At 26.1% G+C, this 25,696-nt stretch carries 30 protein-coding genes; 4 read left to right on the top strand and 26 right to left on the bottom strand.

Annotated elements, in window-relative coordinates; genetic code table 11:
• The first annotated feature begins 26 nt into the window (after positions 1–26).
• Both J4863_RS09430 and J4863_RS04635 read left to right on the top strand, forming a co-directional pair.
• On the top strand, positions 27–1,559 hold the full coding sequence (locus tag J4863_RS09430; RefSeq protein WP_249111465.1) for an ABC transporter substrate-binding protein/permease: 1,533 nt from the start codon (positions 27–29) through the stop codon (positions 1,557–1,559).
• Positions 1,556–2,275, top strand: coding sequence for an amino acid ABC transporter ATP-binding protein (locus tag J4863_RS04635; protein WP_211617592.1), 720 nt, complete (start codon positions 1,556–1,558; stop codon positions 2,273–2,275). Before J4863_RS09430 ends, J4863_RS04635 begins: the two co-directional genes overlap by 4 nt.
• A 582-nt stretch (positions 2,276–2,857) precedes the next feature.
• Here the strand turns inward: J4863_RS04635 and J4863_RS04630 are convergent.
• Together J4863_RS04630 and J4863_RS04625 are read right to left on the bottom strand one after the other, a co-directional pair.
• Complete coding sequence (locus J4863_RS04630) at positions 2,858–3,244, bottom strand: hypothetical protein (protein ID WP_211617590.1); 387 nt, start codon at positions 3,242–3,244, stop codon at positions 2,858–2,860.
• Positions 3,245–3,257: 13 nt separating this feature from the next.
• On the bottom strand, positions 3,258–3,641 hold the full coding sequence (locus tag J4863_RS04625) for a hypothetical protein (protein ID WP_211617588.1): 384 nt from the start codon (positions 3,639–3,641) through the stop codon (positions 3,258–3,260).
• Between the two features lie 145 nt (positions 3,642–3,786).
• Here J4863_RS04625 and J4863_RS04620 point away from each other — a divergent pair, with 145 nt between their 5' ends.
• Complete coding sequence (locus J4863_RS04620) at positions 3,787–4,899, top strand: site-specific integrase (RefSeq protein WP_211617586.1); 1,113 nt, start codon at positions 3,787–3,789, stop codon at positions 4,897–4,899.
• A gap of 668 nt (positions 4,900–5,567) precedes the next feature.
• Here J4863_RS04620 and hisB read toward each other — a convergent pair.
• A complete protein-coding gene (hisB, locus tag J4863_RS04615) occupies positions 5,568–6,158 on the bottom strand; it encodes an imidazoleglycerol-phosphate dehydratase HisB (RefSeq protein WP_211617584.1) in 591 nt (196 codons plus the stop codon).
• Between the two features lie 227 nt (positions 6,159–6,385).
• Between hisB and J4863_RS04610 the strand changes: the two genes are divergently transcribed.
• Positions 6,386–6,751, top strand: coding sequence for a hypothetical protein (locus J4863_RS04610; RefSeq protein WP_249111464.1), 366 nt, complete (start codon positions 6,386–6,388; stop codon positions 6,749–6,751).
• A 165-nt stretch (positions 6,752–6,916) separates the two neighbouring features.
• Here J4863_RS04610 and hisC read toward each other — a convergent pair whose 3' ends face one another.
• From hisC to J4863_RS04495, 23 genes are all read right to left on the bottom strand, one after another.
• Positions 6,917–7,993, bottom strand: a complete 1,077-nt coding sequence (gene hisC, locus J4863_RS04605; protein ID WP_211617583.1) for a histidinol-phosphate transaminase — start codon at positions 7,991–7,993, stop codon at positions 6,917–6,919.
• Between the two features lie 164 nt (positions 7,994–8,157).
• Entirely contained in the window at positions 8,158–9,351 is a 1,194-nt protein-coding gene (locus J4863_RS04600; protein WP_211617581.1) for an ATP-binding protein, read from the bottom strand.
• Between the two features lie 249 nt (positions 9,352–9,600).
• Entirely contained in the window at positions 9,601–10,881 is a 1,281-nt protein-coding gene (hisD, locus tag J4863_RS04595) for a histidinol dehydrogenase (protein WP_211617580.1), read from the bottom strand.
• Positions 10,882–10,960: 79 nt separating this feature from the next.
• Entirely contained in the window at positions 10,961–11,578 is a 618-nt protein-coding gene (gene hisG / locus J4863_RS04590; protein WP_211617578.1) for an ATP phosphoribosyltransferase, read from the bottom strand.
• An 18-nt stretch (positions 11,579–11,596) separates the two neighbouring features.
• On the bottom strand, positions 11,597–12,736 hold the full coding sequence (locus J4863_RS04585) for an ATP phosphoribosyltransferase regulatory subunit (protein ID WP_211617576.1): 1,140 nt from the start codon (positions 12,734–12,736) through the stop codon (positions 11,597–11,599).
• Positions 12,737–12,842: 106 nt separating this feature from the next.
• On the bottom strand, positions 12,843–13,136 hold the full coding sequence (locus J4863_RS04580; RefSeq protein ID WP_211617574.1) for a hypothetical protein: 294 nt from the start codon (positions 13,134–13,136) through the stop codon (positions 12,843–12,845).
• A gap of 157 nt (positions 13,137–13,293) precedes the next feature.
• Positions 13,294–13,452: a hypothetical protein gene (locus J4863_RS09425; RefSeq protein ID WP_249111463.1), complete on the bottom strand. Its 159-nt coding sequence runs from the start codon at positions 13,450–13,452 to the stop codon at positions 13,294–13,296.
• A complete protein-coding gene (gene hisJ, locus J4863_RS04570) occupies positions 13,442–14,293 on the bottom strand; it encodes a histidinol-phosphatase HisJ (protein WP_211617573.1) in 852 nt (283 codons plus the stop codon). Before hisJ ends, J4863_RS09425 begins: the two co-directional genes overlap by 11 nt.
• 42 nt (positions 14,294–14,335) lie before the next feature.
• The gene (locus J4863_RS04565; RefSeq protein WP_211617572.1) at positions 14,336–14,758 is read right to left on the bottom strand and encodes a hypothetical protein; all 423 of its coding nucleotides are present in this window, start codon (positions 14,756–14,758) and stop codon (positions 14,336–14,338) included.
• 29 nt (positions 14,759–14,787) lie between these two features.
• On the bottom strand, positions 14,788–15,441 hold the full coding sequence (hisIE, locus tag J4863_RS04560; RefSeq protein ID WP_211617570.1) for a bifunctional phosphoribosyl-AMP cyclohydrolase/phosphoribosyl-ATP diphosphatase HisIE: 654 nt from the start codon (positions 15,439–15,441) through the stop codon (positions 14,788–14,790).
• Between the two features lie 28 nt (positions 15,442–15,469).
• The gene (locus tag J4863_RS09420) at positions 15,470–15,595 is read right to left on the bottom strand and encodes a HepT-like ribonuclease domain-containing protein (RefSeq protein WP_021746602.1); all 126 of its coding nucleotides are present in this window, start codon (positions 15,593–15,595) and stop codon (positions 15,470–15,472) included.
• A gap of 158 nt (positions 15,596–15,753) precedes the next feature.
• On the bottom strand, positions 15,754–16,032 hold the full coding sequence (locus J4863_RS04550; RefSeq protein ID WP_211617568.1) for a nucleotidyltransferase family protein: 279 nt from the start codon (positions 16,030–16,032) through the stop codon (positions 15,754–15,756).
• A 48-nt stretch (positions 16,033–16,080) separates the two neighbouring features.
• Positions 16,081–16,836 carry an imidazole glycerol phosphate synthase subunit HisF gene (gene hisF, locus J4863_RS04545; protein WP_211617566.1) on the bottom strand — a complete coding sequence of 252 codons (756 nt, stop codon included), beginning with the start codon at positions 16,834–16,836 and terminating at the stop codon, positions 16,081–16,083.
• Positions 16,837–16,912: 76 nt separating this feature from the next.
• Complete coding sequence (gene hisA, locus J4863_RS04540; RefSeq protein WP_211617564.1) at positions 16,913–17,629, bottom strand: 1-(5-phosphoribosyl)-5-[(5-phosphoribosylamino)methylideneamino]imidazole-4-carboxamide isomerase; 717 nt, start codon at positions 17,627–17,629, stop codon at positions 16,913–16,915.
• A gap of 17 nt (positions 17,630–17,646) precedes the next feature.
• Positions 17,647–18,339 (bottom strand): hypothetical protein, encoded by a 693-nt coding sequence (locus J4863_RS04535; protein ID WP_211617562.1) that lies wholly within the window; start codon positions 18,337–18,339, stop codon positions 17,647–17,649.
• A gap of 27 nt (positions 18,340–18,366) precedes the next feature.
• On the bottom strand, positions 18,367–19,002 hold the full coding sequence (gene hisH, locus J4863_RS04530; RefSeq protein ID WP_211617560.1) for an imidazole glycerol phosphate synthase subunit HisH: 636 nt from the start codon (positions 19,000–19,002) through the stop codon (positions 18,367–18,369).
• Between the two features lie 219 nt (positions 19,003–19,221).
• Positions 19,222–20,871, bottom strand: coding sequence for an AAA family ATPase (locus J4863_RS04525; RefSeq protein WP_211617558.1), 1,650 nt, complete (start codon positions 20,869–20,871; stop codon positions 19,222–19,224).
• Positions 20,872–21,078: 207 nt separating this feature from the next.
• Complete coding sequence (locus tag J4863_RS04520) at positions 21,079–21,891, bottom strand: hypothetical protein (RefSeq protein WP_211617556.1); 813 nt, start codon at positions 21,889–21,891, stop codon at positions 21,079–21,081.
• Complete coding sequence (locus tag J4863_RS04515) at positions 21,891–22,586, bottom strand: DNA alkylation repair protein (protein ID WP_211617555.1); 696 nt, start codon at positions 22,584–22,586, stop codon at positions 21,891–21,893. Before J4863_RS04515 ends, J4863_RS04520 begins: the two co-directional genes overlap by 1 nt.
• Positions 22,587–22,712: 126 nt before the next feature.
• Positions 22,713–23,105, bottom strand: coding sequence for a hypothetical protein (locus tag J4863_RS04510; protein WP_211617553.1), 393 nt, complete (start codon positions 23,103–23,105; stop codon positions 22,713–22,715).
• 263 nt (positions 23,106–23,368) lie between these two features.
• Entirely contained in the window at positions 23,369–23,584 is a 216-nt protein-coding gene (locus J4863_RS04505; protein WP_211617551.1) for a DUF1858 domain-containing protein, read from the bottom strand.
• Positions 23,585–23,667: 83 nt separating this feature from the next.
• Positions 23,668–24,684, bottom strand: coding sequence for a DUF3829 domain-containing protein (locus J4863_RS04500; protein WP_211617550.1), 1,017 nt, complete (start codon positions 24,682–24,684; stop codon positions 23,668–23,670).
• A gap of 264 nt (positions 24,685–24,948) precedes the next feature.
• Entirely contained in the window at positions 24,949–25,695 is a 747-nt protein-coding gene (locus tag J4863_RS04495; RefSeq protein WP_211617549.1) for a YaaA family protein, read from the bottom strand.
• Position 25,696 lies beyond the last annotated feature (1 nt).

Below are 25,696 nucleotides of genomic sequence, written 5' to 3'. Positions count from 1 at the left end.
GTGAAAAGGAAGGAGAATATTGTAGAATGACGAGAAAAAGGATTTTTTTACCAGTAATCTTAATGATTTTTACTATTTTTATATCTTGTAGTAAAAAGAATGATGTTAAAAATGCTCATCTAAAAACAGGTAAAAAATATATTATAGCAGTCGATTTAATTTATCCACCATTTTCTTTCAAAGAGAATAATGTAGATAAAGGAATTGATGTAGATTTAATGAAAGCAATTGCTAAACAGCAGGGATTTGAAGTTGAGATAGTTCCAATGGATTTTGGAGGAATTATTCCAGCACTTGAATCAGGGCAAATTGATGGAGCAATAGCGGGTGCTAATATTACAGAGGCTAGAAAAAAAGTTGTTGATTTTTCTGATCCTTACTATGATACAGGGATTGTTGCGATAGTTCATAAGGATAACACAACTATAAAAAATGGAAAGGATTTAGTTGGAAAAAGGTTAGCTGTTAAAAGTGGGACAGCAGGTCAAAAATATACTGAAGAAAATCTAAAAGGGAAGGCAGAAGTTAGAATTTATGATGATACAGTTTCGATGTTAAAAGCTGTTGAGAATAAACAAGCTGATGCTGCTTTTGAAGATTTACCAGTAATATCATATACACTAAATCAAGATCCTGATACTCAATTAAAAGTAGGAACTGAAAAATTAACAAATGTCGGTAATGGTTTTATGGTAAAAAAAGGTTCTCATCAAGAATTAGTTCGAGAATTTAATCAAGGTTTAAAAACTTTAAGAAAAAATGGTGAATATAAAAAAATTATCGATTTATATACAAAAGGAAAATCATCTTCAGAGCAAGGTGGAATTATAGGAGTTATAAATTCATACAAAGAAATTATAACTGGATATGGATTTGCGTTTTTAAGAGGATTGTTAATTACGGTTTATATTACAGTTATTTCATTATTTTTTGCAGTGTTAATTGGTTTAGGAGTAGGATATTTAAATTTTATTCCAACAGACAAAAAAAATTGGCATTCAAAATTGATAAAAACATTACAATTTCTGGGAAGAGAATACATCGATTTAATCAGAGGAACACCATTAATGGTCCAAACAATTTTCTTTTATTTTGGAGTTGTTCCTTTATTACCAAAACTTTTAAAAATGATTTTTCATTTATCAAAAGAACCTGGAATGTTATCGCCTGAAGTGTCAGGAATAATCGTAATAGCATTGAATGCTGGAGCCTTTTTATCAGAAATTTTTAGAGGTGGAATACAAGCAATAGATAAAGGGCAAATGGAAGCAGCAAGAAGTTTGGGATTATCATTTAATAAATCTATGATAAAAGTTATTTTACCACAAGCAATTAAAAACATGATTCCAGCAATTTTAAATCAGTTTATTACGTCATTAAAGGATACTTCGCTATTAGTAGTTATCGGAGTCGCTGATTTAATGAAAGAAGGTCAGGTTGCTTACAAAAATAATTTTAAAACTTTTGAAACGATGTTGATAGTAGCATTAATTTACTATATAGTAATAAAATTATTGTCAAAAATCTTTAAGAAAGTTGAGGACAAGTTAAAAGTATGATTAAAATAGAAAATTTGAAAAAGCAATATGGAAATAATATTGTTTTAAAAGATATAAGTTTAGAAGTAGAAAAAGGCGAAGCAATTAGTGTAATAGGACCTTCAGGTTCAGGTAAAAGTACTTTTCTTCGATGTATAAATGGTCTTGAAGAGTTATCTGGAGGACATATTTTGGTAGATGAGTTCGATTTAGCTGATGAAAATTTAAATATTGATAAATACAGGGAAAAAGTTGGAATGGTTTTTCAAAATTTCAATCTATTTCCACATTTAACAGTATTACAAAATATAACTATGGCTCCTGTAACATTAAAAAAGATGACAAAATCAGAAGCAATAAAAAAAGGGAAAGAATTACTAGATAAAGTTGGATTACTAGAAAAATCTAATGTATATCCTTCGAGTCTATCTGGTGGTCAAAAACAAAGAGTTGCCATTGCCAGAGCCTTAGCAATGGAGCCAGAAGCCTTATTATTTGACGAACCAACATCAGCATTAGATCCTGAAATGGTAGGAGAAGTTCTAAAAGTCATGAAAGATCTAGCTAAAGAAGGAATGACAATGATAGTAGTAACTCACGAAATGGGTTTCGCAAGAGAAGTATGCGATAGAGTAGTATTTATGGCAGATGGAGAAATTATCGAACAAGGAAAGCCAGAAGAAGTGTTTCTTAATCCTAAAAATGATAGAACAAAGAATTTTTTGAAAGTTTTATAGAGATAGCAGTAGCAGAACAGAAAAGAAAAGAATCTAATTTATATGTATGTGGTGAAAGTAGTAGAATTAGATATTGTATGAATAAAAATTGAATGAAGTAAAATAAAAATGAAAAAATAATTTTCACTGATTTCAATTTTTATTTTTTAAAATAAAATAGATTATCGGACTTATATAATATACATAATATACATACAAATATACAATACAATAAATATAATTAAATTAATTTCTTATTTTCTTATAAATAAAGTTATAAAAAATATTATAAAAATATTTAGAGAAAATTCATTTCTATTTCTAACTAATCCTTCCCTAAATAAATATATAAGTAGTAATATATATAATATATGTATGTTGTATGTATATATGATATCAGGCATTATATTATTTATTAATTAATAAATATGTTATATTTGTTGTTTTTTGTTGTTTTAGTAGGATGTTATGAGTTATAATATATATTATTAATTTATTTAGTTTTTATTTTTATTTATCAAGTCCGATAATGTATGTTATGTAAAAAAATATAAATAAATAACTTCTTTTTTTATTCTATCTCTAAAAAGAAATTTTTTGACTTTAAGATTCTTTATTAAATTTAATTTTTGAAAGAATTTTTTCAAAAGTTATTTCTTTGTTATAATAATCTAATTTTTCTAACCATAATTCTAATTCTTTCTTTCTTTTTTTAAAAATTTCCAAATCCTTTTTATTTCCCAATATAATTCCTTCAAAATGCTCGGGCAAATTACATAGTTCATAATAACCACACAAAAAATCATATTTTGAATTATTCTCTAATGAAAGAGACCAATTAAATGGCATTTTGGATTTTTCTACTTCAATAAAAATTTCTGAAATCCATTTTATTTTTTTTTCTTCTATTAAATAATGCAATTCCTTATTATTTTTAAAATAACATATTCCCATTACTAAATAATCTATATTTTTATATCTTATTTTCATATAAACTCCTTATTTATCTTTCGAACTTATATAGCATATTATCGAAAATATTGCTATAATTTAAAACCTCATCATAATATTCTAAATTTTTTTGCCAATTTTTCTTCATTTCATCAGATTGTAGTTTTTTGTATTCCAAAGCTTCTTCTCCTTCCCAATGATATGCAGCATAAATAAGATTTTTTGTCAATTTTTTTGGACCTATAATTATCTTACACCATTCTTTATTTATTATTTTCCAATGCCAATCAAAAGGTATCCTTCCATCTATAATTTCTAACTCTGTATCAAGAACTTCAAAATTACTATATAATAAAAACAATTTTTTTTGATTATCTAAAATAACAATTCCAAAAACTTCATGAATTGTTCTATTTTCTTTTAATTTTACTTTCATTAGATATTTTCACATCCTATCTTTTTATTCTAATTCAAGTTAAGTATATCATGCAAAATCAAAAAAATCGAGATAAATTTTTCTATTAGATTGAGATAAAAGTATGATATAATTATTTAAGATTCAAAAATAAGGAGATTTAAAAATGCCAGTTTATTATAATGCGGATAAAAAGACATGGTATGCGATGTTTTATGCTAAAGATTACAAGGGTGTAAATAAAAAATACAAAAAGACTGGGTTTAAGAAGAAAAAAGAAGCTCAAGAATATGAATATGAATTTAAGAAAAAAATTGCTAAGTCTTTAAATATGTCATTTCAATCGTTGTATGAACTTTATTTTGAGGATTATAGTAAAAGACATAAACCGACTGCTGTTAATACTGTCCAAACTTTTTTTAAATTACATATATTGCCATTTTTTGGAGATGTTGAAGTTAATAAGATTACTTCGTATATGATTCGTGAATGGCAAAACGAAATGCTGGATAAAGAGAATGAAAATGGTAAATTATTTAGCGAAAATTCTAAAGCTAATATTTATGCGTCATTAAAAAGTATGTTTAATTGGGCTACTAGATATCAAGGATTAAATGAAAATCCGTGTAAAAATATGGGTGCTTTTGGAAGTAAGAAAAATCGGACTGAAATGAAAATTTGGTCTGTCGATGATTTTAATAAATTTATCGAAATTTTGGAATTGGAAAATAAAGAAAAGAACGAAAAATATTCTGATTTTATAATTGTTTTTAAGATTTTATTTTGGACAGGACTTCGAATTGGTGAAGTTTTAGCCTTGACTGAGGAAGATATTGATTTGCATAACAAATTTATAGATGTGAATAAAACAGTTTCATATGTAAATAAAAAATACCATATAACAACACCTAAAACGATGGGATCAATAAGAAAGGTTACTTTGCCTGAAAACCTTATTTCTGATTTGAAATTATATTTTTCTTCTGATAAATTTTCTAAAAATAAAAACAAAAATATCAAACATTTAGGAGTTTTCAATTTAAAAAGTTCTCAACTTCGATATGTTTTAGAAAAATATAGTTTACGAACGAATTTACCAAAAATAAGACTACATGATTTTAGACACTCTCATGCTTCATACTTGTTATTTATTAAGGCTGATATTACTGCTGTTAGTAAAAGACTTGGCCACGATAATTTACAAACAACAATTAACACATATTCTCATTTGTACAAAGATGCGAACGAACAATTGATGAAAAAATTAAATAATAGTTGAAATATTTTTGTATAAATGATACACTACAAGTGAGGAAATAAACTTATTTTGATATAAATTAAATTGAAAAAATATTTATAAAAATAGAACTTTTATAGAACTTTTTAAAAATTAAAAATGCTATTAAATCCATATTTTATAGTATATATTAAGATTTTTTCTATTTATGTTTCACATAAATAGAAAAATGTTTTTTAAATATAATTTTCTATGAAAGTATGTTTCGGAATACCGATTAAAATTTTGTTATTTTCTGAAATTGTTGATATAAAGCGTTTTAAAGCGATAAAAAAACATCGACGATATAAATTTGGCTCAGTTCATTTCAGGTCCTTAAAAGGTCTCTAAACACGATGTTTTTTATAAGTTGTATTTATTAAAATTAAAACTATATTAATTTTTATTTATTAAAAATATACATTCGTTTTATAAATTAAATAAAAAAGGGTATATAATTTTTACCCTTTTTTTATATGATTTAATCTTTAATTTTATTTTTTTAAATCTAAATTTATAGTAAAACTGCTTTGCTTCAAAACTAGATTTAATCTGTGACTATTTTACTCAACTCCTAAATGTACATAATTTTTAATAGCTTAATTTTAAATAAGTTTGAGTATATTTTTTAATTTTCCAAAAGTTTTAATTTTTCTAAAACTTTCCAAATATTAAACTAAAACTCCTTTAGTTGACGGAATCTCATCTTTGTACTTTTCATCAATACTCACTGCTTCTGCCAAGGCCCTAGCAACTCCCTTAAAAATTGACTCAATTATATGATGTGAATTCGTTCCAGCCATATTCTTTATATGCAATGTCGCATTTAAGTGCCGTGTAAATCCAATAAAAAACTCTTCCACCAATTCAGTATCAAAAGTTCCTACTTTTTCAGTCGGAATATTTACATCAAAATTCAAAAAATATCTCCCACTCAAATCAACTGCAACCAATGTTAACGCCTCATCCATTGGCAAAAGAAAGTTCCCATATCTCTTAACACCTTTTAAATCTCCCAAAGCCTCATAAAAACCTTTTCCAAGCGCAATCCCAATATCTTCCGTACTGTGATGATCATCAACTTGTGTATCTCCATCACAATAAACCTTCAAGTCAAATCTTCCATGTTTTGCAAACAAGTCAAGCATGTGATCCAAAAATCCAACTCCCGTATTATTCTCATATTTCCCAGTTCCATCAATATTAAGTTCAACTTTTATTTTAGTTTCAAATGTATTTCTTTCAATTTTAGATTTTCTCATAATTTTATCCTTTCATTATAACTTTAATTATAAATAGTATAATCTATTTTTTTCTCTTTTTCAAGATTGACTAAAAAACAAGAAATTTGTTTTGAAATATTAAAAATCGTGGTATAATTTAGTAGATAATTTAATTTATTAAAAATATAGGAGGTGAAAATATGCTTTAAGAGGAAGCTAAAAATATACTCTATGCTTCAGAAAGAGCTGAATATTTTGTAAAAAAATTGGGATTTGATTTTGATAAAATTGATAAAAATAATATAATTTACCTTCTAAACGAAGAATTTAAAAGAGCAATTAAAGAAGAAAAGGAAGATAGTGATTTTTTTGATAGTTCTGAATGTCTACGTGTTTTATGTGGATATTTGTATTGCTTAGGTGATATTTCTGATGTTCCGTTGCTGGAAAAAGTAAAATATGGTATTGATATGGATGTGGGAGTTGCAATTGACAGTGAATGGATTGATAGTTTAAAAAATGAGGGGATAGCAATGAAATTAGAAGAATATGATATTCGATCAAAAAAAGAAATTATAAAAAATTTTTTAGATTTTTATAAAAATTATTATAGTTTATCAAATATTAAATAAATTTTCTTATCAATTAAACAATATAAAAATTCCATTAAATAATATATTGAACTTTTTCAAAATTTACATTTAATGGAATTTGTAATTTAGATTTTTATTTCTACTAATTAAGCAAGGAGTTGAAACTCCTTAAATACAATTTCTGTTTTTTGAGAGGGATATAGTCTAAAAAATAATTTCTTCCAATTTCTCAATAAAAATCCCCATTTCCTCATCTGTCCCAATCGTAACTCTCAAATAATTATCAATTCTATCTTTTGAAAAATATCTTACTAAAACTCCATTTTTCTTTAGCTCTTTATACAAATCACCTGCATAGATATCTTTATGTGAAATAAAAATAAAATTAGCACTTGAATTTAATACTTTAAATCCTAACTTTTTCAATTTTTCAGATGTTTTCTCTCTAGTCTGAATAATTTTAGCATTAGTTTTTTCAAAATATTCATTATCTTTAAAAGATTCAATTCCAGCTTCAATTGAAATTCTGTCGATTGTGTATGAGTTAAATGAAAATTTTAGCCTATTCAATCCTTCAATTATACTTTCACAACCAAGTGTATATCCAAGCCGTGTTCCTGCCATTGAACGTGATTTTGAAAATGTCTGAACAACAAGAACGTTATCGTATTTATTTATTAATTTTACAGCACTTTCTGCGCCAAAGTCAACATATGCCTCATCAACAATAATTAACTGATTTGAATTATTTTTTGCTATTTCTTCAATTTCATCTAGTTTCAAAGCAATTGAAGTCGGTGCATTCGGATTTGTAATAATTATATGTCCATCCAATCCAAAATATTTCTGAATTTCAATTTCAAAATTATCATTTAATGGAATCTTGATTTCCTTCACATTAAATAAATCAGCATAAACTGGATAAAAACTATATGTAATATCTGGATAATACACTTTATCTCTTGCATTAAAAAATGTCATAAAAATAAATGCTAGAATTTCATCTGATCCATTTCCGATAAATACTTGCTTATGTGTAATTTTATCATTTATTTTATTAGAAAAATATTCAGCGATAACCTTTCTAAGCTCTGTTACATCTGGATCTGGATATAGTTTCAAATCTTCCAGATTCATAGATTCTATTTTTCCTATAACTTTTGCTGATGGCGGATAAGGATTTTCATTTGTATTAAGTTTAATATATTTTTTGTCTTTTGGTTGTTCACCTGGTGTGTAAGGCTCTATTTCTTTTATTTTATCATTCCAGAATTTACTCATTTTATAACTCCTCCTTTAAATAAAAACTTTGGTACAATTTCTAATTGTTTTAGTTAAGATCTGGTAAATCATATAGGCTGTCTTTTGTTTGCCATTTTCCATTTATTTTTTTAACTCAAGAAAACGGCTTTCTTCGGTAATTTCATTCAATTCTTTTTTTTGTTCTAATTATTTCGATTTTGTAAAAAATCTAAAATATTTAGATGCTTTATTCCATCTTCGCTTAAATTTATTTCATCCATCGAAATTATAAACTTCTGAAAATTATCTTTTACTTTCTTTAATGGCATTATCTCTCTCTTGAATGTATTTTCATCAAGTATCGTTGCTGACACTTGATAATATTCTCTTTCATTATTTCGTTCTGCTATAAAATCTATTTCCAAATCTCCAATTTTACCAATATACACAGTATACCCACGTCTAATCAATTCCAAATAAACTATATTTTCCAAAATATGCCCAATATCGCTATGTTTTTTATTTATAAGCAATTTTCTTAGTCCTATGTCAACTATATAATACTTCTCCAGCGACTTTAAATGTTGCTTTCCTTTTATATCATAACGTCCAGCTTTGTACAAAATAAACGATGATTTAAGGGCTTCTATATAATTTTCAACGGTAGAAGATGTAGTTTTTCTACCATAGGAAACAAGAGTATCTGCTATTTTTTTGGGTGAGACGATATTTCCGATGTTTTCAAATAGAAATTTTACTACAGATTCGAGTAATGTAATATCCTGTACTTTATTTCTTGCAACTATATCTTTTAGCAAAATTGTGTTGTATATTCCCATTAAATAGTCTTTTCTTATATCGTCATCTTTTATTTGTATTGCATAAGGAAATCCACCATTTTCAAAATATTTATTCCAAGCCTGTCTCACATCATGTATTTCATCCAATTTAAGATATTCAGAAAAAGATAAGGGCAATATAGATATTTCGATATATCTGCCTGAAAGCAGTGTTGCCAATTCGCCAGATAACATCATCGCATTGGAGCCTGTTATATAAATATCTGTATTATCCTTTATAAATAAAGAATCCACTGCCCTTTGAAAATTTTCAACTTCCTGAATTTCATCAATAAATATATAATTTTTTTTATTAGGCACAAGCCTTTCTTCTATATATTGATACAATGCTCTATAATTTTTTAAATCTTCAAACTTCAAATCCTCAAAGTTTATAGAAATTATCTGTTCTTCCAAAACATCCGATTCCATTAAAAAAGTTCTAAATTGAGATAGCAATGTAGATTTCCCACACCGTCTAACGCCTGTAATAACCTTTATTATCTGCATATCTTTTATTTTTTTTAACTTTTCCAAGTATTCAGTTCTTTTAACCATAAAATCACCTCATACAAAGTATATCAAAAAAAAGAAATATAATCAATTTTTTATTTTCTACTCAAAAAATTTTTCAATTCCACATTTTTTTCTTTTCTAAAGCAAAAATTTCTAAAAATCAAATACTTTTTATTTTAAAAATGAAAAATTTTAATATTTTGAAAAAGCCTGAAAACTAGAAATTTATAATTTTCAATCTCCTCAAAAAATTATTAAAAATCTGTTTACAGACAAATCAAATTATATTTTTTATTTCTCAAATCTTTTAGAAACTGAACGAGCGTGTGCTGTAAGTCCTTCATTTTCAGCAAATTTAATTACTTTATCTTTAACTTCTTCCAATCCTTGTTTAGAATAATAAATAAATGAAGATTTTTTAATAAAATCATCTACTGATAAAGGTGATGAAAATTTAGCTGTTCCACTTGTTGGTAATGTGTGATTTGGCCCTGCCAAATAATCTCCAATTGGTTCAGGTGTATTATGTCCCATAAAGATTGAACCTGCGTTTTTTATTCTTGGCAATAATTCAAAAGGATTATCTACTGCTAATTCCAAATGTTCTGGTGCTATAAAATTACTTACAAAAACTGCTTCATCCATATTTTCTACAATTATAATTCTACCTTGAGTTTCAATTGAAGTTCTAGCAATTTCTTCTCTAGGTAATTCCTTTAGTTGTTTTTCTACTTCTACTGCTACTTCATCTGCTAATTTTTGTGATGTTGTAACTAGTATACTGGCTGCTAATTTATCGTGTTCTGCTTGTGATAATAAATCTGCCGCTGTATGAACTGGATCTGCACTTTCATCAGCAATAATTAATACTTCGCTTGGCCCAGCTATCATATCAATTGAAACTTCTCCGTAAACCATTTTCTTAGCCATTGCAACGTAAATATTCCCTGGTCCACCAATTTTATAAACTTTTGGAATAGTTTCTGTACCATAACTAAGAGCGGCTATAGATTGGGCTCCACCTACTTTAAAGATTCTATCAACTCCAGAAATTTTTGCAGCAACTAAAAGAGATGGTAAAATTGATCCATCTTTCGTTGGAGGGGTTACCATTACGATTTCTTTACATCCTGCAATTTTCGCTGGGACTGCATTCATTAAAACAGTTGATGGATAAGCAGCTGTACCTCCTGGAACATAAAGCCCAACTTTTTCAATAGGATTAATAACTTGCCCCAAAACTACTCCATTTTCCTGTCGTATTAAAAAATCATTTCTAACTTGCTTTTCGTGAAATTTTTTAATATTATCGTGAGAATATTGAATAACTTCCAGTAATTCCTTATCAATCGTATCAAAAGCCTTTTTAATTTCTTCTTCTGTAACTTCCAAATTTTCTAGTTTCACTCCATCAAATTTTTCAGTATATTCAATCAAAGCCTTATCTCCTCTTGCTCTAACATCTTTTAAGATACTTTCCACAGTTTCATTTACATCATCATAAGAAAATTGACTTCTAGCAAGTTCCTTTTCCAAATCAACATCTTTTGAATATTTTATAGTTTTAATCATAACAGATCACTCCATTTCATTTTTTTATTTTAAAAATATAAATTTTTTAATATGATAAACAAAATAATACTAACCATTTTTATAAAATTTCTTTTATACTTTTAAAAATTTTTTCTATTTCTTCATTTTTAAATCTATAGCTTGACTTATTAGCAATAAATCTAGCACTTATATCTTCAATAGTTTTCAATACTTTCAAGTTATTTTCCTTTAAAGTTGTTCCAGTTTCAACAATATCCATAATCACATCAGAAAGTCCTAAAATTGGTGCTATTTCAATAGAACCATTTAGTTTTATAAGTTCCACATCTCTATTAATTGAATCAAAATATCTTTTTGAAACATTTAAATATTTTGTTGCTACTACCAATGGTCTATCAAAATTTTCCTTAAAATTCACAGGCCCCGCAATTGCAAATTTACATTTACCAAATCCCAAATCCATTAGCTCATAAATATCAGGATTTTCCTCAAGTAGAACATCTCTTCCCACAACTCCAATATCTGCACTTCCCTTTTCAACATAAACCCCAACATCTGACGGTTTTACCAAAAGAAACCTAACATTTTTTTCTTGATTTTCAAAAATTAGTTTCCTATTATCTTCCTTTATTTCTGAACTTTCATAACCTATTTTTTCAAACAAATCATATACTTTATTCCCTAATCTTCCTTTAGGAAGAGCAATATTTATCATAAAAGCTCCTTTCATTCTTTACATTGATTTTTCATTAATTAAATTTCCATTTTTAAATAAATATTTTTCATCATAATTAAAAATTTCGCTATCATTTTCTTTTAAATTCTCAATATTTTCAGTTCTCACTCGAAGTCCTTTTTCCTGAAAATCATTTACAATTTCTACCAATTTTTCAAAATCGCTATTGTCATAAGCAATCAATATTTCAAAATCATTTTTATCTTCATCTTTATAATAACCCTTCAAACTATCAGTTAAAATTGCAAATCCAACTGCTCCTGTGTCAACTCCAAATTTTTCAAATAATTTGTCATATCTTCCACCAGTCAAAATAACGTTTGGAAATCCTTCAATGTATCCTTGCAAAATAATTCCATTGTAGTAATTTAAATTTTTTACGATGGAAAAATCAAATACAATTTTCGATTTTTTATGAAATTTAAACAGTAAATTATTTAATTGTTTAAGTTCAAACAAAATTTCCTTTATATCATCATTCGTTTCATATTTCAAAAGTTCTTTTTCAATATCCTCTAAATCTCCAGATAATTCAGGAATTTTATAAATCAATTGTTTTACATTTTCAGAAATAAATTTATTATTTTCCAGTATCTTTTTTATATCATGACTATTTTTCTTGTTTATACAATCAAAAATTTCTTCCTTTATTTCATATTCTAAATTAAGATTATCAAAAATCGAAGAAATAAATCGAGCATGTGACAAAGTAATCATACTTTTTTCATTTATAATATCTAAACTCTTTATTGCAAGATCCACAATTTCAAAATCTAAAAATGTAGATTCTTTCCCAATCAGCTCAATCCCTAGCTGTTCATCTTCATCATATCCCACATATTTTGTCAGATTATATGTATTTTCCTGATAATAAATTTTACTATATTTCAAAGACTGATCCTTAGAAATTTTCTTAGCGACTGACAGTGTGATATCGGGCCTTAAAGCTAACAACTTCCCATTTGGACTCATCACAGTCAAAACATTTCTATCAATAAAATCCTTATTTTCATTATACAAATCATATTCCTCAAAACTAGGAAGTGAAATCCTTTTATACCCATACGAATCATACATTTTACGTATATCCAACAATACTAAATCTTTCCTACTCAAATTTTTTATATAATTCTTCACAATTTACCTCACTTTCCACACGCATTATTTTATCCTGTTATATAATTATCTTACCATATAATCACAAAAAAAGGAAGTTTTTAAACTCCCTTTATACTCAAAATCGTTATTTAATGTCATCATCTAATTCTATAATTTTTAATATTTTAGAATTTTTACTTTCAAAATAAAATTTTCTATTTCCTAAAGTTTCACATTTAAAATAACCATAAACAACATCAGAAATCGTATCATGTTTCCTTTTAAAATAAGTAAGTTTACCGCAAAGATGATTCCCTTCTAGTTCTTTAAAAATAATAATTTCCTCCCCAGAATCCCAATTATCACCCCAATTATCTCTAGACAACTTACCCCAAGAAACAGTACTTAATATAATAAATAAATACAAAATTTTTTTCATAAATTCTCCTCCTTTAAATAAATTCAATAATTACTAAAATCCTATATTACTATCTTAATATTACAACAATAAAATAATTATTTCCTTATATTTTTATAATTTTAGTATATAATGAGAAAATTAATCATTTTTCTTTTTAAAACTATAAAATAATATTTCAATAATCTAAATATCTATAATACTGCTTAAATTCCTCATCAGCCTCATCCTCCCCAAATAAAAACCATTCTAATTCAGGCTCATATTCTATCAAACTCATTACATGATTTTTTAAAAAATTTATATTTTCCATCTTCAATTTAGTATTAAATATCAAAATCCTGAAACTTTCCATCTTTCAATATTTTAACACTTTTAAATCCAATTTTTCGTATAATTTCCAAACTCTCATCAAAATAAAAATCAATGTTTTTAGTTTCATGTGCATCAGAAGAAATGGTAATTGGAATATTTTTAGCTAAAATTCTTTCAAGTATAAAAGAACTTGGATAAGGTGTCTGAATCCATCCACGTGACATTCCTCCTGTATTAATTTCAACAATTGCTTCAGATTTAGCAATTTCATCTAATACATATTCGACTTTATTTTTATACCATTCAGCACTTTCATCAAAATATTTAAAATCTTTATTAAATTTTTTTACCAAATCCAAATGCCCAATAATATCAGGCTTTTGAGTGTGCACCATTTCTACAATATTATCAAAATATGCTTCAATAAATGCCTTTTCATCTCCATTTGCGTAATTTTTTATTCCGTACTCTAAAATTTCAGGCGTATTATCAACACAGTAATACTCCTCTTTTTCTTTATCCTTTATATAATGAACCGATCCAATTCTAAAATCAAGTCCTAAATTTTCATCAAGTTTTGGATTAAATCCCGAATAGAAATCAGCCTCAATACCAACATAAACTTGAATCCTATCTTCATATTTCTTTTTCAAATTTTTTAATTCTTTCAAATATTCTAATGTACCTTTTTCAGACATACAATATTCCGTATCAAATTTTGTAAAAGAATGACCTGAAAGGCCAACACTTGTAAATCCTTTCTCTATTGCTGTTAGAATATAGTCTTCAACATTGTTTTTACCATCGCAATAAAATGTATGAGCATGAAGATTTGATGGGAAAATTATTTTTTTAGTTTTCATTTTTATCAGCTCCTTGTATTGTGATATTCTGTATTAAGTGACTTAATTATCACTTAAATAAAGTCCATCTATTAATTCATCAAAACTATATGCAATTGTAATAGATTGAAACTCTGCTCTTGTATGAGTATCAAATACTAAACGAATTTTTTTGTCGTATTTTGAAAGTGTTAGCATATTTTCATATCCATCAATATTATTTAATACAAATATAAAAACTGAATGCCACTGATACTGATATTTATCGGAAAAATTAAATTTTTCAATAAAGAAAATATTACCCCTCCAATTTTTACAACATGTTCCAAATTTAAAATATAAAATATCATATTCTTCAAAAAGAAAACGATATTTCACTATTTCACATTCTTTAAAAAATTCATCATTAAAAATTAAACTTTTTTCAGTTCTTTTTATACTTTTCTCAAAATCTATAATTTCTTTTAAATGATTTTTATTTTCCATATCAAATATCCTTTTTAAACAAATATTTTTTACTTTTCTCCACCCATTTTTTCCTGTTTAACTTTATGATCAACAACATGTCTTTTAGCTAATTCATCTTTCACATCTTGAATAGTAAGCCTTTGTTCAATCATTAAAACCAAAGTGTGATAATATAAATCTGCAATTTCATATTTCAATTCATCATTATCATTATTTTTAGCTCCAATTATAACTTCCGTACATTCTTCTCCAACTTTTTTCAAAATTTTATCAAGCCCTTTTTCAAATAAATAAGTCGTGTAAGATTTTTCATTTGGATTAATTTTTCTATCTTTTATCAATTCATAAAGTTTTTCAGGCGTAAAACTGCTATAATCTTCTGCTTCAAACAACGAGTTAAAAAAGCAGCTCTCAGCACCAGTATGGCAAGCAGGCCCATCTTTTTTTACTTCCACAAGCAAAGCATCCGCATCACAATCATATTTTATCGAAACAACATGCTGATAATTCCCTGAAGTTTCCCCTTTTAACCAAAGTTCTTGTCTACTTCTGCTAAAAAAGCAAGTTTTCTTATCTCTTAAAGTTATTTCAAGACTTTCTTTATTCATATATGCAAGTGTCAGTACTTCTTTTGTATAATAATCCTGTATTATCGCAGGAACAAGCCCTTTTTCATCAAATTTTATTTGCTCTATATTCATTTTTACCTCTTTTCTAAAATTATTTATTTTAATATTTTAATTTTTCTCTCAATAAGTAAATATATTTTAATAAATCTTCCATTTCAAAAACAGAAACTTCATAAATCATTTCTAAGCTAGTTCCCCAATATTCATGAATTAATCTATTTCTCATTCCTTTTATATTTTCCCAATAAGAAAGAATATATCTGTTAAAATATTTTTGTCTAACTTTTGAATTTGCGAAATAGCTTCTCCAATTTTTTCTAATTGTCTTTCAATATACCCGATTCTTCAATGTCATAAGAAAACTGAAGTATATTTCTCTTTCTTTTACACATAAATTACACTCCGTAAAATTTCTTCTTTTATTTCATCTTTATATTTCTGAACTTTTGGATTTTTAAATTTATACTCAAACATACTTTCATCAACTAAATCCACTTTTTTTTGAAAAATTTCTTCAAGTCTTTTGTGTAAATTACAAAAATTTTGATACATTCCCTTTTTAAATTCCATCTTTACAAGAATATTGATATCACTATTAGCAGTATCACTATTTTTAGAAAAACTACCAAAAAGTCCTAATTTTAAAATTGAATATTTTTTCATAATAATTTCCTCTTAGTTCATTTTCAAAATTTTTCTTATTAAAAAATATCAAATTCTCATATCAACACCATTACTCTTCAAATACTTTTTTAACTCCATAATTTCCACTTCCTTAAAATGAAAAATCGAAGCTGCAAGTCCCGCATCAATTCCTGGAATTTTAAATAAATCTCTAAAATGATCCATATTTCCAGCTCCACCTGATGCAACTATTGGAATTGACAATTTTTTTGATAAAATTTCAAGTAATTCTAAGTCAAATCCATTTTTAACTCCGTCTGTGTCAATACTGTTTACAACAACTTCTCCAGCACCATTTTCCTGACCATTTACAAACCATTCTATCGCATCAATTCCAGTATTTTCTCTTCCACCTCTTGCAAAAACTTTAAATTTACCATCAACTCGTTTTACATCAACTGACAAAACTACACATTGATCTCCATATTTTTTCGCAGCTTCTTCAATTAATTTTGGATTTCTTATTGCCCCAGAATTTACGCTCACTTTATCAGCTCCAGCTTTCAAAACTCTATCAAAATCATCCAGCATATTTATTCCACCGCCAACAGTAAGCGGAATAAAAATTTGACTTGCCACTTTTTTCAAAATATCTGTAAACAAGCCTCTTTCCTCAACCGAAGCCGTAATATCATAAAAAACAAGCTCATCAGCTCCAGATTTATTGTAAAATTTAGCAAGCTCAACTGGACTGTCAACTTCTTTTATCCCAGTAAAGTTTACACCTTTCACCACTTTTCCATTTCTCACATCAAGACATGGAATTATTCTTTTTGCAAGCATTCTTATACCTACTTTCTTTGTTAAATTTATTTATTTATTTAGCCTATTATAAATTTTCATACATAACTAAAAAATGTTATTTACTAATTTCTAAAACTTCCTTCAAATCAAGATTTCCCGAATAAATCGCCTTTCCTACAATTGCTCCATAAATATGATTTTTGTTAAGCTCTTTAATCTCATCCAAAAAAGTGATTCCACCTGAAGCAATAATATCTGAATTAACTACTTTCGACAATTTTCTATAAATTTCAAGATTTGTTCCGCTTAACATTCCATCTTTTGAAATATCAGTATAAATTATTGTTTTCACACCTATATTCGATAATTTTTTGCAAAATTCAACTGAGTTCAATTCTACAGTTTCAGTCCATCCTTTAACCGCAACTTTTTCATCTTTCGCATCTACAGAAACTGCAATTTTATCGCCGTATTTTTTTACCATTTCCTTCAAAAATTTTTCATTTTCAACGGCAATCGTTCCTAAAATAACACGGTTTACTCCCAATTCAATATATTTTTTTATTCTTTCTTCATCACGGATTCCACCACCAACTTGAACAAAAAAATCACTTTTTTCAACCAATTCTTTTATGACCTCATAATTTTTTGTATTCCCATCTTTTGCCCCATCCAAATCCACAATATGAAGATTTTTTGAATTATTTTTATTAAAAAAGTCCAAAATTTCAACAGGATTTTTAAAAAATACTTCCACTTGGTTATAATCCCCTTGTCTTAATCTAACTGCCTGTCCGTTATGTAAATCTATCGCTGGAAAAATTTCTATCATTGTTATTTTCTCCTTTTTTAGTTTTTTTCAAATTTTTTTAATTCCTCATCAGTTAAATAATCTTTTAATATCTCAACTTGTTTTTTTGACATCATATTATATATTGTTTTTTTATCATTATCATCGTACCATTTTACTAGTGCTTCTGAAAACTTAGGTTCTTTAAAATTTATCACAAATGGACAATAACCTTTTGATACTAAAAGTCCATTCATCATAAGTTGACCTGCTCTTTTATTTCCATTACCAAAAAATTGAGTTTTTGCTAAATCCATAAATAAATTTATTTCATCATATTTTTCATCACTATTATATTTTTCACTTATATTGAAAAAAATATCATCAAATTCATTAGGATTACTTCCACGATGTTTAGCTCCTGCAATTTTTATAGGCCATATTCTAAAATCGCCTATGTTATCAAAATTATCATTTGAAGCAACATATCTATTAATCATTTTCAAAGTCTGCTTATCAAAAAATAGATCATCTTTTCTTAATAAATCCATTACATAATCCACTCCATTTTGAATACATTTAACAACCAAAACATCTTTTGGTCTAACATTATTAACTGGAAGATTATTTATCGTTGCCGAAGTTTGAGCAAAAGTCATAGTTGAACCTTCACCTTCAGCTAATTTATGAATAAAATTTTCATATTCTAGTCCTAAAATATTCAAAGCTCTATTTTTACTTATTTTATACATAAAATTTACCTCTTTCTTAAAATTAAATTATTTCACCAATTCACCCCAATTTTTCAATAATTTCAATCCAGTATCTCCAGATTTTTCAGGATGAAACTGCATTCCATAAACATTTTTATTTTTTACAATTCCAGGAATTTTTGTTCCATATTCTGAATATGCAATAATATTTTTCATATCCGTTTTTGCAAAATATGAATGTACATAATACACATATTCTTCATTTTCAACATTCACATTTTTCAAAATTTTATCATTTCTAAATTCATCATTTATTTTCAAGTTGTTCCATCCCATATGAGGTATTTTCAAATCAGAATTTTTTGGAATATATTTTTTTATTTCCTCAACAGTTCCATTTATAAGTCTAAGTCCTTCAAATTCACCGTATTCATAACTTTTCTCAAAAAGCATTTGCATTCCAAGGCAAATTCCTAAAAACGGTTTCCCATTCTTCGCTTCATCTATCAAAATATCTTTTAACCCATATTTTTCAAGATTAGAAACAGCATCTCTAAAAGCCCCCACTCCTGGCAAAATTATCCCTTTCGCACTTTTAATCTCTTCAACATCATTAGTCAGTTTTGTATCAAGTCCAACATAATTTAATGAAGATAGCAAAGAGAAAAGATTACCCACTCCATAATCAATAACTGCGATCATAGTTTAAACTTCCTTTCTTTATACTTTTATTTTATTTTTTTTATAAATTTAAATCTTTTTACTTACTTAAATTATATCAAAAAAAATATATTGTTGCAATTAAGAAAAATTTTTTCATAAATAAAAAGGCCCCATTTTTTATGAGACCTTTTTTGCTCCCCTGCCAAGGAACATAATTTTACATTATTTTTTATACAATGTCAACTATTCAAAAAAATTTTAGTTTTTCACAACTTTATATTTCACTTTAACTCTTTTTCCAAAAAATGCCATTCCAATATTTACAATTTCTTTTACTCCACATTCCTTTAATAAAACAGGATATTTTTTATTTTCAATTTGACTCAATGCTTCCTCTGCTCTTTTTTGAATCTCTTCTTCAGTTTTAGAAACTTTAAATTCAAATATATATCCAACATCTCTTTTATTTATTGGATTTAAAGCTAAATCATTTCTTCCATAGCCAGTTTCATTATTTGATAAAACTGTGTACTCATTATCAAGATACAACATCATTCCTAAAATAAAAGTATGATACGGTTTTTCTGTTTTAGAAGTATCGTGATAACTCATTGACACTAAAAATATTTCATTTAAAAGTTCTTCAAATCTGTCAAAATCGAAGTTTTTAAATGCTTTTATCATTTCTCTAAATCTGCTAAAACCTCCTAAATTTTGAACAAACATATCTTTAAAAAATGTTTTAACTTCATAATTTGGTAATTTTAAAGCATATTCATTCATAGCAATTTTTTCTTCAACAGTCAAATACCCTCCAAAAAGTAATAACTGCCAAACTTCTTGTGGATCTTTCAATCTATCCATATTCGATGAAGCCATTACCATTTGCTCTGTTGTCCCATTATTGAATAAATCTTTTAATTCATCAAATAGATCTTTATCAGCATTTTCTATTGCTGAATGAATAAGCCTGTTATCTGATGTATTTATCCAGTAAACATTAATTTCTTTTCGTTTCAAATAATTAAGAATACTCCACGGATTATAAATCTGAATATTGCCAAATTTGTATCCATTATACCATTTTCTAACTTCCTCAATATTTTGATTCAATTCATAATATTTCAATGCTTCTCTCACTTCATTGTCCAACAATCCAAAACTGTTGGAAAACTCATTGTCAAGAACGGTATAAACAGATAAATTGTTGAGTCCAGAAAAAATTCCCTCTTTAGCCACTCTAAGTATTCCAGTCACAACAGCAAACTGTAAATATTCATTATCTTTCAATGTATTTGAATAAAAACTTTTAAAAAATCTTCGTGACTTTTCATAATATCCTTCGTTCCAAGCACTTGTCATTGGAGTGTCATACTCATCTATTAAAATTATAACTTTTTTTCCGTAATATTCATATAAATATCTTGATAAATTCTTTAATGAATTTTCCCAATCTGCATTATCCTTATCTTTAACAATGCTTAAAAAATCTTCCAAATCAAATTCATCCAATTTCTCTTTAATATATTGAAATTGTTTATACAATGATTTTACAAGGTTCTTAATATTAAAAAAACTATCCTCCCAATTTTCTGCCTCGGCATTTCTCAGACTTATAAGAATTACAGGATTTTGTCCTTGATTTTCCATATACTCACTTTTTGAAATATACAAATTATCAAATAATTTTCTATTTTCCTCTGCATTTCTAACATCAAAAAAATACTTTAACATAGACAAATTTAAAGTTTTTCCAAATCTTCTGGGCCTTGTAAAAAGTTTAACTTTTGATAAATCTTCCAACAAATCTTCTATGAACTTTGTTTTATCGACATAATATCCGTTTTCTTGTATAATTTCCTTAAAATCAGAATTTCCAATTGCTAGCCCTTTTTTCTTTTTTTTCATAATTAATCCCTACTTTCCCTTTAATTACTTAAATTATATCAAAAAAAATTTGACATTACAATGAAAATCAATTCTCACTTTTCTTTTTCTTAAAAAAATCTAGAATCGTCTTCTTATGTTCTCAAATAAAGTTAAAGATTCAGATTCTAATTCTTTTTCCATTTTTTCTCCTTGTCTATTGCATAATCTTTTTTACTAGTATTCGTTTTATTTCCCAAATTTCCATATTTTGTCTTTTATATATTTTTCTTCTTTATATCTATCGCTTTTTTTTATATTATTTATAATATCCTCAAAGTATTCGTTCTGTTTTTTTGTTATTTCAAAAAGTTTTCCAAAATAAATTTTCTCATCTTTTTTATTTTCCAATTCAGAATAAAATAATGCTTCATCTTCCCTAAATTTTAACCATTTTTCTTGAAAATTTTCTAAATTGCTATAATAATGTCTAGGATAGCATCCATAACCAATCGTTCCACCATAATTTACATATTCATCTCCCATTAAATCATGTAATTCAGTATACTTATCATTCATTTTTTTATTCTCTGTTTCATATTCTTCTTTTGACTTTCTCAATTGATCAAAAGATAAACTTTTTTTGTTTTTTAATTTTATAGCTAACTCCATTAATTTTTTTATTTTCTTATTATCTTCTTCTCTATAAAATTCATACAAATTCGTATTAAAGCCATATTTTCTTTCTAAATCATCAAGAAAAGAAATATTGTTTTTCCAAACAGCATCCCAACTTTCATTATTTTTTTCTAATAATTCGCTACTTTTTTTAGGAAAATTATCAATTATAATTTTTTTTAAGCCAGACCTTTTTGAATTTTCTTCATACCTATTTTGATATTTAGTAGTCGTATCATTGTTATAAATATCAATTTTTTTTATTTCTTCTAATTTTTCTAGTACATACTTTTTAAAATCATTTTCAGAATTTGTATTTGTAAATGAATTTATTGAACACAACAAAGAAATCAATCCTATAAACATAACTTTTGTGATTTTCATTAAATTAATTCTCCTTCTTTCTTTCTTTTCAACCCCTTCAAATACCCCTTCTTGTCTTCCAAAATCCTCAAACTTTCTCGGGCCTTCTGTATCGTCTTATTATGCACCCAAACATCTAACCTATTATTTTCTAAATAAATCACCGCATAATCCCACTGTTTCGTAAGTGCAGTTGCAAAAAACCAGGCAACTACCATTTTCACATAATACTCTTCAGAATGAATATTCGCTACTATTTCCAAATATTCCTTTTTAAAGTCTTCATCCAAAAAATGCGTCATCAACATTTCTACACCAAACCTACAAGTATAAGTTTTATCTGATTGAGACCATTCCTTTATTTTTTCAATCAATTCTTTTTTATGCTTTTTAAAAATTTTTGGAGAAATTGTATCACAAACTGCCCAATTATCAACAAATGGCAAAAAACTATCAAGCAATTCAATGCAGTTATCAAAATCTTTACTCTCTGAAATAATTGCTCCATGCAACAAATTCTCATCGTAATATTTATGTGGCAACTCCTTCAAAAAATCTTCATATTCATTATTCTTTACCAATTTTTTAGCCAATTTTCTTATTTCAGGAATTCTCACTCCAATAATTGTATCCTCCGATACATTTGGCGTCAATTTACTTAAAAATTTCATGTATTCTTTATCTTGAAGTGAAAATAATTCTTTTTGTATTTCCATTTAAATCTCATCCCTTTAAATTTATTGTTTTCAAATCTTAAAATTTATTTTTAATATATTTTATCACACAAGTACAAAAAAAGAAAGTTTTCACACTTTCTTTATTATAACTTATTTCATTGTTTTTTATCCAAGCAATATCAAAAAACCGAATAAAATATTAATCATAAATACTATAAATAGAATTGAACGATTGATGAATTTTAATATACCAGAACCGTTAAATGTAATTAATAAAAATAAATTAACTACTGCATAAATTGATCCTACTATCGAAACATTTTTAAAAATAACAAAATATTTTGCAGTTTTCAAAAGTACCAACATCGGTGGTAACAAATATCTAAAAGTGTTAAAAAATAAATGTAAAAGAATGACAATAACTTCAAATATTAATATGAAAATTGTAACTCTTTCAGAAAATTTTACTTTTTTTGACTCTAAAAATGTAAGCGAAAATAGACAATATATTCTGATAAAAATCAATATTATTGTTATAAATGCAAATGTAATAGGCATTTCTTTCTCCCTTTTTCATAATTTTAATTTTTTAAATATAGATATATTATAATAGAAAATTGAAAAAAAATCTAGTAATTTTTGGAAATTTCTTAACTCTAAATTATTATTTTTAATTATTAATTGTTTACTAATAGATAAAATATGTTGAATAGTGTTTATATTTTTTATAACAATTATAAAAATTCAAAAAAAGGCAGCCATTATTGGCTACCAAAATAATTTTTAATCATTATAGTTTTATTTTGATTAAAAATTTTATTTTATTCAAATGCTCCTTGTTTTTCAAGAATCATATTTGCTTCTTCAATTATAATATCCGGATTTAATCCGTGTGCCGCAATTCCTTCTCCTAAAGTTTCAGCAGTTGAAATAATACAACCAACACATCCTAAACCATATCTCATTAAAACTTGTGCTATTATTGGATATTTTTCAACAGCATCCATTATATTCATATCTGCAGTTATTTTTTCCATCTTTTTTACACCTCCGTATTATTCTCTAATAATTAGTATATCAAAATATTTTAGAATAGTCAAAACATTTTTGTGGAAATTTTTTATTTTTGAATATTGTTATAGCTGTTTACTAAGTCAGTTTGATCATTAAGATATTTATCAGCTGCTTTGGCAATACTTGCTTTATCGTTACTTCTAACTGCTGCAACAAATTCTGATGAATCTTCTGTCAATTTATGTGCTAATTCTCTAAATTTTTCAAATTCTGCAATATCGACATTATTTCTTGATAAACTTTCAATTTGAATTTTTGAAATTTTTTCTCCGTAAAGAATTTTCACTTCATCACTTACATTTCTCAATCTATCAGCCTCTTTAATTGAATATTTTAAACTATCTTTTTCAAAAGCTAACGATTTAAATTCTTCTATTTTTTCAACATAACTTTCCATATTTTTTCGAATTTTACCATTACCGCTTGGAAGTTTTTCAACATTTTTCTTCTTATTTTCTGATTTCATTTCTTTTCCAGTATATTCTGCTATTGATTTAACTAACGTTTCATAACTTTCCATTCTTTTTTTATAAATCGCTTTATATTTATTATTCAAAGAATCTACAGCTGACAAATTATCTTGTTTATACTTCCCATTTTTATAATAGTCTTCAATTTCACTCAAAATTCTATTTTCCTCAATTAAATTTTGTAATAATGATTGAGCATTTCTATCCAAAACATCCATTTTTGGTGCTGTTTTTAAAACATTTACAATATCTTTAGAATAATCTTCTATAAGTTCTTTAGATTTACCAAGTGGTGCTAATGATAAAATACTCTTATCTCCAGGTTCTTTAAAATTCCCATCAGCTGTTTTTAATTCTGCAGGATTAATTTCTTTAAACATCATATCCCATTCTTCAGAATTTAATTCATCTTTGATATCTATGAATTTTTTTAATTTTCTTTCCTTATCTCCAGCATCATTGTTATTAACAATTTCCACTTCTGGTTTATTAACTGAAGAATCCTTCGCATTATTTTTATCCGATTTATTACCACAACTTACCGCTAATGCTAAAGTCATAAATCCTAACACAAATTTCTTTTTCAACTCCATCTTAGATTTCTCCTTTTAATTTTATTTTTTATTTATCTTTGATTACACATATTATACAATATTTTTTTATTTTTGAATACTATTTTTTAATAATTTTAAAGAAAATTCTTTCTATTTATAGATAACATTCTTTATCCTCATATATAAAAATTCCGCTTGAATTTAAAAGGCCCTACTTATTAAAGCAAGACCTTTTAATTTTTTGCTCCCCTGTCAAGGAACCAAATTTTATATCATTTTCATTACAATATCAATCAAAATTTATTATTTTTTTACATAAACAAATTTTTTCTTGCTTGACATATCTTTATTGAAAACATACTCATTTAAAGTAATATCTTTCAAATTATTTATATTTGTAATTCGATTTTTTACAATATAGTTCAAAGTGAAACCACGCATCTTCTTTGAATTAGTACTAATTTGTTTCAATTTCCCATTCGTATCATTCCAAAATTCAAAATCAATTAAATTATCAGATTTTATCAATTTTGAGTACTCTTTTGACGCAAGATTTAAAATAACATCTTCTTTCTCAAAGTATTCATTTACACTACCTTTCCAAACTTCATAGAGTGATTTATTTTCAAAAATTGAATTTGTCATATCGAGCCGATATTCTTTAATATTAGTATACGGTGTTAAAATCCCATACAAAGCTGATAAAATTACTAAATGTGACTCCAAGTATTCAAAATCTTCAATATCAAATGTATCAATTCCAATCGATTTATACGCAACACCTGTATAACTTGCCAAAGCATTACCACTCTTCTCATTTTCATAATTTTGATAAAATTCTAACAATTTTTCTGCTTTATCTTTTTTCAACTTAAATTTTTTCTCAATTTCCTCTACAGAAAACATTTTAATTCGCTCAATAATTTCATTAGTTATTCTCGGATAAAGAATTTCTGGATAAAAATCGTTCTCCTCAATTGAAATATTTTTCAATTCAACTGGTAACTTATTAATTTTTTTAGTTTTACTCGGTGATATTATAATTTTCATA

The organism is Leptotrichia sp. oral taxon 221 (assembly GCF_018128245.1).
In the GTDB taxonomy this organism is placed as follows: Bacteria; Fusobacteriota; Fusobacteriia; order Fusobacteriales; family Leptotrichiaceae; genus JABCPH02.
The sequence above is the reverse complement of the archived record's forward strand: the minus strand, read 5'-3'. Positions and strand labels throughout refer to the sequence as shown.